The organism is Kitasatospora sp. NPDC127116, from assembly GCF_042677365.1.
In the GTDB taxonomy this organism is placed as follows: domain Bacteria; phylum Actinomycetota; class Actinomycetes; order Streptomycetales; family Streptomycetaceae; genus Kitasatospora; species Kitasatospora lactacystinica.
Window position 1 is genome coordinate 16,530 of record NZ_JBHXTL010000129.1, and the last position, 10,521, is coordinate 27,050.

Annotated in this window: 8 protein-coding genes; 3 read left to right on the plus strand and 5 right to left on the minus strand. The window is 72.8% G+C overall.

The features are described 5' to 3' along the window. The coding region (locus ACFVHV_RS35485; protein WP_380356931.1) for a hypothetical protein at positions 1 to 183 on the minus strand (183 nt) is incomplete at its 3' end. A gap of 175 nt (positions 184 to 358) precedes the next feature. Here ACFVHV_RS35485 and ACFVHV_RS35490 point away from each other — a divergent pair. From ACFVHV_RS35490 to ACFVHV_RS35500, 3 genes are all read left to right on the plus strand, one after another. Then, positions 359 to 910: a YceI family protein gene (locus ACFVHV_RS35490; protein WP_359898343.1), complete on the plus strand. Its 552-nt coding sequence runs from the start codon at positions 359 to 361 to the stop codon at positions 908 to 910. A 102-nt stretch (positions 911 to 1,012) separates the two neighbouring features. Further along, a complete protein-coding gene (locus ACFVHV_RS35495; RefSeq protein WP_380356934.1) occupies positions 1,013 to 2,230 on the plus strand; it encodes a pyridoxal-phosphate dependent enzyme in 1,218 nt (405 codons plus the stop codon). Positions 2,231 to 2,370: 140 nt separating this feature from the next. Continuing rightward, positions 2,371 to 3,756, plus strand: a complete 1,386-nt coding sequence (locus tag ACFVHV_RS35500) for a hypothetical protein (protein ID WP_380356937.1) — start codon at positions 2,371 to 2,373, stop codon at positions 3,754 to 3,756. 78 nt (positions 3,757 to 3,834) lie between these two features. Here the strand turns inward: ACFVHV_RS35500 and ACFVHV_RS35505 are convergent, their stop codons facing one another. From ACFVHV_RS35505 to ACFVHV_RS35520, 4 genes are all read right to left on the minus strand, one after another. After that, entirely contained in the window at positions 3,835 to 4,890 is a 1,056-nt protein-coding gene (locus ACFVHV_RS35505; protein ID WP_359898336.1) for an NADP-dependent oxidoreductase, read from the minus strand. After that, the gene (locus ACFVHV_RS35510) at positions 4,887 to 6,551 is read right to left on the minus strand and encodes an NAD(P)/FAD-dependent oxidoreductase (RefSeq protein ID WP_359898345.1); all 1,665 of its coding nucleotides are present in this window, start codon (positions 6,549 to 6,551) and stop codon (positions 4,887 to 4,889) included. The genes ACFVHV_RS35505 and ACFVHV_RS35510 overlap by 4 nt, the downstream gene beginning before the upstream one ends. A 29-nt stretch (positions 6,552 to 6,580) precedes the next feature. Next, positions 6,581 to 8,275, minus strand: coding sequence for a phytoene desaturase family protein (locus tag ACFVHV_RS35515; RefSeq protein ID WP_380356940.1), 1,695 nt, complete (start codon positions 8,273 to 8,275; stop codon positions 6,581 to 6,583). Beyond that, positions 8,262 to 10,521: amino acid adenylation domain-containing protein (locus tag ACFVHV_RS35520; RefSeq protein WP_380356943.1), on the minus strand; the 2,260-nt coding region annotated here is incomplete at its 5' end. The genes ACFVHV_RS35520 and ACFVHV_RS35515, both read right to left, overlap by 14 nt.

Genomic DNA, 10,521 nt, shown 5'->3' on the forward strand with positions numbered 1-10,521 from the left:
CCTAGAACTACACACCCAAAAAAGTACCACCAGGCAGAAAAGCAATAAATACCAGCGGGTGGTCCAGTTCCCGAGCCACCGCTGACCGACGCGGCCGGTGCCCCCGGCGAGGGGCACCGGCCGCCGGTCACTCCGCCGCGCCTCGTCCACCGCGTCGACCATCGCCCGTACGCCACTGTCCATCGCGACCCCCTCGCCCCTTCGCTCCTCCGGTGTACTCCGCGAGCCTTCCCACCCCGCCCCCACTCAGACCCGACCCGACGCGCGGCCCGCGGGAACTGCCCCTAGCGTGGTCCGGGGACCGCCCGACCACACCCCGGGCCGAGACCCGGGCCCCGCACCAGGAGGCATGCCGACCATGACCGCCAACCTCTCCGAGCTCACCGGCGACTACGTCCTCGATCCCACCCACACCCGGATCGGCTTCGTCGCCCGCCACGCCATGGTGACCAAGGTCCGCGGCGCGTTCCACCGGTTCGAGGGCACCGCCCACCTCGACGGCGGCAACCCGTCCGGTTCCTCCGGCCAGGTGGTGATCAAGGCCGAGAGCATCGACACCGGCGTGGAGCAGCGCGACCAGCACCTGCGCACCAACGACTTCCTGGACGCGCCGAACTTCCCCGACATCACCTTCCGCTCCACCGCGGTCGAGGTGCGCTCCGGCACCGACTACCGGGTCACCGGGGACCTGACCATCAAGGACACCACCCGCCCGGTCACCATCGACTTCGAGTACACCGGCAACGTCGTCGACCCGTACGGCAACCTGCGGGTGGGCCTGGAGGGCTCGGTCACCATCAGCCGCAAGGAGTACGGCGTCACCTGGAACGCGGCACTGGAGGGCGGCGGCGTCCTGGTCGGCGACAAGGTCGTCCTGGAGTTCGACATCTCGGCGGTCCGCCAGGGCTGACTCCTCCCCCGAACGGCCGGAACCGGTACCGCCACGAACGGGTTCCCGCCGCGGCCCGCCAACCGCCGGACCGCACGGCGGCCGCCCGGCTAGTCTCCTGGCATGTCAGCAGAAGACTCCCTCGCGACCGGCCAGCGCTCCCTCGGCGACCCCGCCCTCGACTACCCGCTCTGGCCGCCGCTCACCGCCGGCTGCCCGCGCACCGGCACCGAGGACGTCTCCTACCCCGTCGAGGTCGACTACGCCTACGACAAGGCCGACCCGGCGGGCCTGTTCGCCCCCGCCCCGGTGCGCGGCGGCCTGGAGCGCTGGGCTCCGCTGCTGCCCCCGCTGCTCGCACCGGGTCTGGGCGAGGGCGCCACCCCGACGGTGGAGATCGAGCCCGGGGTGTACGTCAAGGACGAGTCCCGCAACCCCACGTGGAGCCACAAGGACCGGCTGAACCGCTGCACCACCAGCGCGGCCGTGGGCGTCGGCGCGCCGGGCCTCGCGGTCGCCTCCTCCGGCAACCACGGCGCCTCGGCCGCCGCCTACGCCGCCCGCGCCGGACTGCGCTGCGTGGTGTTCACCGGCCCGGACCTGCCGCCGAACGTCGACGCCTTCCTCAACGCCTACGGCGCGGTGGTGCTCCCGGTGCCGTGGGAGGCCCGCTGGCCGCTGCTGCGCCAGGCGGTCGACCGGCTGGGCCTGCACCCGGTCAGCAACCTGACCACCACCCACACCGGGCACGCGTACGGCCCCGAGGGCTACAAGACCGTCGCGTACGAGATCTTCCAGGACGTCGGCCTGCCGAGCGCGGTGTTCGTCCCGACCGGCTACGGCGAGCTGCTGTTCGGCGTCTGGAAGGGCTTCACCGAGCTGCGCCGGCTGGGACTGACCGACCGCGTTCCGCGCATCCACTCCTGCGAGACGGCCGCCTCCGGGCCGCTCGCCCGGGCGATCGCCGAGGGCCTGCCGGCCGCCCGGGTGACGGTCGGCCCGAGTGACGCGTACTCGATCGCCTCCCCGGTCAGCGGCTACCGGGGCGTGCTCGCCGTCCGGGAGAGCGGTGGCCGGGCGCTGACCCTGGACGACGCTCAACTCGCGGACGCCCAGCGGGAGCTGGCCCGGGCCGGGCTCTGGACGGAGCTGTCCTCGGCGGCCGGCCTGGCGGGGCTGCGCAGCCTCGGCGAGCCGGACCTCGCCGAGGGCCCGGTGGTCTGCGTGTCGACCTCCAGCGGCTTCAAGGACAAGGGCGTCGGCACCGGTCGGACCGAGCCGGTCGCCCCCGACTGGGAGGCGGTCGCCCGCCGCCTGCGCGCGGCCGGAATCACCGGCTGAGCCCGGTCCTTCACCGCCGCGAGGCCCGCTGTTCGCCCGCCCGCCCACGCTCGTAGGGTCTCCGTAGGGTCGGTGTTCGCCGAGCGCCAGCAGGCTTGCACTCTCCGTCAACTCCCGTCACCTGCCGAAGGGTAGCCACCGTGTCGCGTTCCCTCCGCCGCCTGCTGCCGCTCGCCGTCGCCGTCGCGGCGGTGCCCGTGCTCGCCCTGCCCGCCCTCCCGGCCGGCGCGGTCACGTACGGCACCCCGACGATCACCTTCTCGGCCGGATACCTGTCCGGCGCGGTCGGCGCCACCGGCGACCCGACCGTGACCGTGACGGTCGCCCAGTCCGGCGCCGCGGCCTCGGCGCTGACCGTCGCCGCCTCGGCCACCACCCGCAGCTCCGTGGCCCGCACCGGCGACGTCACGGTGACCGGCACCGGCGGCACCCGCACCCTGGCGGTCGCCGCCCAGGGCGTCGGCTACGCCGACCTCACCGTCAAGGTCACCGGCCTCGGCGGCAAGAGCGCCACCCGCACCCTGCACTACGCGGCCTCCCCCGCCGTGCAGTCCTCCGCCACCAGCCGCTACCTGACCGGCTCCAGCGACGCCTCGGCCGCCGTGGACGCGGGCGGCGGCTACATCGTGGTCGGCGACGACGAGTCCAACACCCTGCGCCTGTACGACCGCGACAACTCCGGTGCGCCGATCCGCACCTGGGACTTCAGCTCGGCCCTCGGCGTCTCCAAGGAGATCGACATCGAGGCCGCCACCCGGGTCGGGAACACCATCTACTGGACCGGCTCGCTGGGCAACAACAAGGACGGCGTGGTCAAGCCCGACCGGCACACCGTCTTCACCACCACCGTCACCGGCTCCGGCGCCGACACCCAGCTGTCCCTGGCCGGCTCCTACGACGGCCTGCGCGACGACCTGATCGGCTGGGACAACGCCCACGGCAAGCGCTACGGCTTCGCGGCCGGCGCCGCCGACGGTCAGGCGCCCAAGCAGATCGACGGGTTCAACGTCGAGGGCCTGGAGTTCGCCCCCGGCAGCACCAGCACCGCCTACATCGGCTTCCGCGCGCCGCTCACCCCGGCCGTCACCGGCGGCCGGGCGCTGCTCGTCCCGGTCACCAACCTCCCGTCCCTGCTGAACGGTTCGGCCGCGCACGCGACCTTCGGCGACCCGGTCGAGCTGGACCTCGGCGGGCTGTCCGTCCGTGACATCCGGCGCAACGACCTCGGCCAGTACCTGATCGTGGCCGGTTCCTGGGCCGCCGAGGACAACTCCGCCCCGTACGCGCTCTACCGCTGGAACGGTCAGCCCGGCTCCGCCCCGACCAAGCTGATCGACCTGCCGACCAGCGACTACGGCGCCTGGGAGGCCCTCCCGAACGTCCCGGACCTGGACGCCCCCGGCGCCCGCGCCCAGCTGATCACCGACGACGGCTCCGCCGACCTCTACAACGACGGCACCGCCGCCAAGGACCTCACCCACCCCGAGTGGAAGAAGTCCCGCAGCACCTGGTTCACCCTGAACTGACCGTCCCGCACCGGCCGCGCGCCGGGGCCCTTCGGCACATCCGCCGAAGGGCCCGCGGGCGTCCTGGAACGAACACGCTCAGAGTTCGACCAGCACCTTCCCCTTGCTCGCCGACCGGTCCCGGTAGAGGCCGCGGTAGGCCGCCGGGATGCTGTCGAACCCCCGGTGCACCGTCTCCTGGTAGGTCAGCTCCCCGCTGCGGACCAGCGCCCCGAGGTCCCGCCGCAGGGCGGCCCAGTTCTCCTCGGTGAACCACTCCAGCGAGAAGATGCCCCGGATCGTGGTGCGCGGGAACATGATCATCGGCAGCAGCCGCGGCCCCGCCCAGTCCCCGCCGACCTGGCTCCCCCACTGCCAGCAGACGGCCACCCGGCTCTCCACCGCGAGCATGCCGAAGACCACGTCGGTCAGCGTCCCGCCGAGGCTGTCGAAGTAGCGGTCGATGCCCCCGGGAGCCAGCTCGGCCAGCTCCTTCTCCAGCCGCTCCGGCGCGTCGCCGTCGCGGTACAGCAGCACCCCGTCGAAGCCCAGCTCCCACAGCCCCGCCGTCTTCTCCGGCGACGCCGTGGTCCCGATCACCCGTGCGCCCCGGTGCTTGGCCAGCTGTCCGACCAGCGAGCCGACCGCCCCGGAGGCGCCGCCGACGAGTACCGTCGCCCCGGGGCGCACGTCCAGGAACTTCTCGACCGTCCCCCAGGCCGTCATCCCGGGCCCGCCCAGGATGCCGAGCGCGGTGGACAGCGGCAGGTCCTCGTCGTAGTCGGCCGGATCCAGCCGGCGGAAGGCCGGGAAGACCATCGGGAACGTCCCGGTCTGCCAGAGCCTGGGCGCGCCGTTGCTGACCAGGTGGCTGCGCCAGCCGCCGAAGCCCTGCACCAGGTCGCCCGCCGCGAAGCGCGCGGCGGGCCCGGCGTCCAGCACCTCCATGATCGAGTCCGCGCCCATGTGGTCGCCGATCGGCGTGTCCAGCGCGATGCCCTGGAGGTACGGGTCGACCGAGACGTACCGGGTGCGCAGCAGCATCTCGTCCGCCGCGAGCCGGACGTCCAGCTCCTCCACGACCTTCCGGTACATCCGCTCGACGTCCGGCACGCCGTCCACGTGCTCCCCGACGACCCACTTCTCGATCCTCACGAGGTGACTCCAAACTGGCGGTCGGCGGGGCCGACCGGTTCGATGAGCACGGTGGGCAGCGGTGCGCTGTCGTCCACCTCCGCGGTGAAGGGCTTGCCGTCGTCCCGGCAGATGAACTGGACGACGTGCCGGCCGGCCGCCGCCGCCCGGATCAGTCCGCCGGTGGTCGCCCAGACCCCGGAGAGGTAGAAGTTCGCCAGGCCGGGCAGCCCCGGGCCGTTGCGCTTGACCTCCTCCTCCAGCGTCTCGCCGCTCTCCACGAAGGGCTGCCAGCCCAGCACCGTCCCGTTGTAGTTGCCGGTGTAGCGGACCTGGGTGAGCGGGGTGGAGACGTCCTTGACGGCCACCGCCTCCCGGAGCCCGGGGTGGTGGCCGTCCAGGAACTCGACGATGGCGTCGCGCACCCGGCGCTTCTGCCGCTGGTACTCCCGTCCCCGGCCGACCGGCAGGGTGTGCAGTTCCTCGCCGCGCCGCACCCGGGGCTCCTGCTCCGGCCCGGTGCTCAGTTCCCGCCAGGGTTCGATGTCGCAGAAGTAGCTGGCGTACACCACGGTGGTGTCGGCGGGCGACAGTTCCGGGTAGTGGCGGCTGCGGAACTGGACGTTGATGCTCGGGTGCCGGATGCCGGTGAGCCGTTCGGCGACCTCGTCCTCCAGCAGGTAGGTGGTGCACGGGTCCCCGGCCGGGAAGGGCCGGCGCAGGCCGAGGAAGACGGTCACGTAGCCGGGGAAGACCATGCCCGGCTCGGTGATGGTCTGGGTGTACAGCCGGCGGTAGGTGTCGCTCAGGTAGCGGCCCTTGAGCAGGTCCATCATGGTGGTCCGGCCGTCGCAGGCGGCCACCACGATGTCGGCCCGCACCTCCTGGCCGTCGCTCAGCCGCACCCCCACCGCCCGGTCGCCCTCGATCAGGACCTCGGTCACCTTGGTGTTGTACGTGATCTCGCCGCCCAGCCGCAGGTAGCGCTGCTCGATCGAGTTGGCCAGCCCCAGCGAGCCGCCCTCCGGCACCCCCGCCGACTGGCCGGCGTGGCAGGCGAGCTGGAAGTAGTTGGGCAGCACCGGGAAGTTGGGGTGCTTCTCGTACAGGATGAAGTTGAAGGCCTCGCGCAGCAGCGGGCTCCTGAACTTCGCCGAGTAGTCGCTCATCAGCACCGTGATCGAGCGCCGGATCACGTTGAAGTACGGCAGGAAGGAGGCGAGCATCCGCGTCCGCTCCCACCGGCCCATCAGCCCGACCGGCTTGAGGAAGGGGTAACGGGCCAGCGCCAGACGGAACTTGCGCAGCCCCGCGCAGAACTGCCGGATCTGCCGGGCGTCCTCCGGGGCCAGTTCCAGCAGGTGGGCCTCCAGCCGGTCGGGGTCGGAGTAGAAGTAGACCGCCCCGCCGTCCCGGGTGCGCACCACGTTGAAGACGTCGAAGTTGCGCATCCGCTTGCCCTGCAGCGCGCCGAGTTCGAGCCAGATCTGGTGCATCTCGTTGCCCGGGCCGCTGCCCAGCAGCCAGCTGATGCAGCAGTCGAAGGTGAACTCCCCGCGGTCCCAGCCGGTGCAGCAGCCGCCGGGGATCTCGTGCATCTCCAGGATCCGGGTGCGGTAGCCGTTCATCCGCGCGAAGCAGCCGGTGGACAGGCCACCGAGCCCTCCGCCGATGATGACCATGCTCTGCCGGCCGCCGGTCGTCGTCCCGCTCACTCCGCCACTCCCACTTCCGGCGCTCCCACGGTGGCCCGGCCGAGTTGCGGCAGCCGCCCCCACTTGCCCGCGTGCCAGGGTTCCCGGTTGTCGCTCGGCCAGGCCCGGAACGGCCGGCCGAGCTCCTGGCAGAGGTACTGCGCGGCGAACCGTCCGCTGGTGGCGGCCCGGATCAGCCCGCCGAGCGAGGTCCACTGGCCCGCCATGGAGAAGCCGCTCAGCCCGGGCAGCCGCATCCGGTCCCGGTTGACCAGCCGGTTGGCCGCGTCCTCGGCCTCGGAGAAGGCCTGCCAGGCGAGGATGCTGCCGTAGGTGTTGCCGGTGAACCGCTCGGTGGTCACCGGCGACGCCACGTCGACGAGTTCGATCCGCGGGCCGAGCTCGGGGTAGGTCCGCTCCAGGAACTCCCGGACGAACGCGGCGACTTCCTGCTTGCGCGCCCGGTAGGCCCGGCGGTCGCTGCTCCGCAGGTCCTTCCAGGAGCGGTAGTCGCTGAAGTAGGTGCAGTGCAGCACCGACTTGCCCGGCGGGGCGAAGCCGTCCGCGTAGGTGGAGCGCAGCTGCACCACCAGGCTGCGCTGGAGCGAGCCGGGCAGCCGCGCACCGTCCTCGGGCGACAGCAGGTAGGTGGTGCTGTGCGGTTCGCCCTCGGGCAGCGGGCCGTCGACGCCGACGAAGGCGGAGACCACGGCCGGGTACAGGTTGCCCGGCTTGTCGAGCAGTTCGCCGTACAGCTTCTCGGTGGCGGGGCTGGAGTACCGGCCCTCCAGCAGCCGGTCGAGCACCGTCGGACCGTCGCAGGCGGCCACCACGTGGTCGGCGAAGTGCCGGGAGCCGTCCTTGAGTTCCACTCCGATCGCGCGCCCGTCCTCGATCAGGATGCGCTCCGCCCGGCAGCGGTAGCCGATCACCCCGCCGAGCGAGGTGTAGCGCTCCTCCACCGAGCGGGCCAGCCCGAGCGAACCGCCCTCCGGGAAACCCGCGTTGCCGTTGTGGGCGGCCGCCAAGGTGTACAGGTACGGCAGCAGCGGGAAGCCCTCGGGCTCCTGGAGGAACATGTTGGGGAAGGCCCGCCGCAGCAGCGGGTCCTGGAACCGCTCGGCGAAGCCGCTCATCGGGGTGGTCGCGGTGCGCCAGAACAGCCGGAACGCGGGCAGGACGGTGCGCAGGGTGCGCAGCCGTTCCGCCGTGGTGCGCAGCGGCGGCGGGGTGAGGTCCCAGGGCAGCTCGATCGCGGCGTAGCGGCGCAGGTCCCGGCAGAAGGCCCGGATCGGCTTGGCGTCGCCGGGCGCGAGGGCCAGCAGGTGGGCCTCCAGCCGGTCCGGGTCGCCGTAGAAGGTGACGGCCCGGCCGTGTTCGTCGACCACCCGGTTGAAGGTGTCGAAGCGGGTCACCGACTTGCCGTCCAGGGCGCCGAGTTCGCTCCAGACCTGGTGCGCCCCGGTGCCCTCGGCGGTGCCGATCAGCCAGTCGATGCAGTAGTCGAACAGGTAGCCGTGCCGGGACCAGGCGGTGCAGCAGCCGCCGGGCAGCACGTGCTTCTCGAAGATCCGGGTCTCCAGGCCGCTCATCTGCGCGTAGCAGCCGGTGGCGAGGCCGGCCAGGCCGGCCCCGATCACGATCACCCGGGGCGGGCCGCCGGCGGGCCGTTCCCTGGTGGACCAGTCCGGCCCGCGGTCAGCCGAGGACATCGGCGGTGCCCCCGGCCAGGATGGCGCCGGCCAGTTCGGCGTTGCGGGCGGCGAAGTCCCCGTCGAGCATCTCGGCGTGGGCGCCGTGTCCGACGTACACCGCGGTGCCCGTGGTGGAGGCGCCGTGCCAGGAGCCCGGTTCGCCGCCCACGTGCACGGAGAGCCGGTCGCTTTCGCAGACCACGTCCAACTGGGCCCTGACGGTTCCCGTGTTGGGCGTCCGGCTGCTGAACTCCAGGTAGTCCCTGGCCTGTTCGATGGTCTCCCGGGCGACGATCCGCGAGCCGGTGTGGCGGTGCAGGTGCTCGTGGAGTTCGCGTTCGAAGACGGCCAGGTGCTCCTCGCCGAGGTCGAAGGCCTCGGTGACCCGGTAGGCGTCCACCAGCAGCACCGAGGCCACCGTGCGTCCGCGCCGCTCCAGCTCCTTGGCCACCTCGAAGGCGAGGTTGCCGCCGAGCGAGTAGCCGAGCAGGACGTACGGCCCGGCGGGGTGCAGTTCCTCGACCAGGTCCGCGTAGCGGGCGGTCTTGTCGTCGCCGGTCAGGTAGTTGAAGGAGGCGATCCGGTGCTCCGGCAGGTGCGCGGCGAGCTGCCGGTAGACCAGCCCGTGGCCGCCGGCCGGCGGGAAGCAGAAGACCGTGCGGTCCTCGGGCGCCGCGGCGTTGAACCAGAGGTAGGGTTCGCCGCCGGCCACCTCGCCGGTGATGATCTGCTCGACGGTGCGGGCCATGCCGTGCAGGGTGGTGACCTTGAACAGCAGGCCGACCGGGATGCTGATGTTGAACTCGCTCTGCAGGTGGTGGATCAGCTCGATGAGCCGGATCGAGCTGCCGCCGAGTTCGAAGAAGTCGTGCTGGAGGCCGACTTCGTCCAGGCCGAGCAGGTTCTGCCAGTGCTCGGCGACCCTCGTCTCGTAGAGCGTGACGGGCGGTTCGTGCTGGGCCCCGGCGGTGTCGGCCTTCGGCTCGGGCAGGGCCGCGAGGTCCACCTTGCCGTTCGGGGTGAGCGGCAGGGCGGGCAGTTCGGTGAGGTAGGAGGGGATCATCACGGTGGGCAGGTGCTCGGCCAGGTGGCGGCGCAGTTCGCGGCGGTCCAGCACGGTGCCCTCGGCGGGCACCACGTAGGCGGCGAGGGCGGCCTCGCCCCGGGCGTCCTGGCGGACCGCCACGCAGGCCTGGGCGAGTTCCGGACGGGCGGTGAGGTGGGCCTCGATCTCGCCGAGCTCGATCCGGTGGCCGCGGACCTTGACCTGGTTGTCGATGCGGCCGAGCAGGTGCAGGGTGCCGGCGGTGTCCCAGTGGCCGAGGTCGCCGGTGCGGTAGAGCCGCGCGGGTGCGCCGTCGAGCTCCAGGGTGACGAAGCGCCGGGCGGTCTGCTCCGGGTCGTTGGGGTAGCCGGCCGCTACGCCCGCGCCGCCGATCCACAGCTCGCCGGGCACGCCCACCGGGACGGGCTCGCCGTACGGGTCCAGGACGTACACCGCACTGTTCGGGAACGGCCGGCCGATCGGCACCATCCGGCCGGGTTCCAGCTGCTCGGTCGGGCCCTCGTAGTAGGTGCTGTCGACGCTGGCCTCGGTCAGCCCGTAGGAGTTGACCAGCCGGGTCCGCGGGCCGCACAGGGCGCGCACCCGCTGGTGCTCGGCGGCCTTCCAGGAGTCGGAGCCGACGATCAGCAGCCGCAGGAAGTCCAGCGTCAGGCCCTCGCGCTCGCAGTGGGCCAGCAGCCCTCGGGCCACGGCGGGCACGAACTCGCCGCCGTCCACGGCCTCCTCGCGCATCACCCGGTACAGCCGGGCGGTGTCGAAGAGCAGCTCGCGGTCGACCAGGACGAGGGTGCCGCCGGTGCTGAGCGCCCGGGCGAAGTCCCCGGAGAAGACGTCGAAGGCGGTGCCGGCCATCTGGAGGTGCACCCGGACCTCGGTGTCCAGCCGGTACTCGGCGCGCCAGCCGGCGGTGACGGCGGCCAGGTTCCGGTGGTCGACCCGGACTCCCTTCGGCCGGCCGGTGGAGCCCGAGGTGTGGATCAGGTAGGCGGGCCGGTCCGGGTCGGCGGCGGGCAGCGGCACGGCGCCCCCCAGGACCGGCCGGTCCAGTTCCTCCAGGGTGACCGGCTCGGCGGGCAGGTCGGCGGGGAGCGGGCGCCGCTGGTCGACCACCACCAGCGCCGCTCCGGCGTCCGCCACCTGGTGGGCGAGCCGGTCGGCCGGGTGCCCGGGGTCGAGCGGCAGGTAGGCGGCGCCGGCC

Coding starts and splice junctions, on each gene's coding strand:
- ACFVHV_RS35495 (WP_380356934.1), top strand. CDS start 1,013: ATGTCAGCAGAAGACTCCCTCGCGACCGGCCAGCGCTCCCTCGGCGAC.
- ACFVHV_RS35510 (WP_359898345.1), bottom strand. CDS start 6,551: ATGGTCATCATCGGCGGAGGGCTCGGTGGCCTGTCCACCGGCTGCTTC.
- ACFVHV_RS35490 (WP_359898343.1), top strand. CDS start 359: ATGACCGCCAACCTCTCCGAGCTCACCGGCGACTACGTCCTCGATCCC.
- ACFVHV_RS35515 (WP_380356940.1), bottom strand. CDS start 8,275: ATGTCCTCGGCTGACCGCGGGCCGGACTGGTCCACCAGGGAACGGCCC.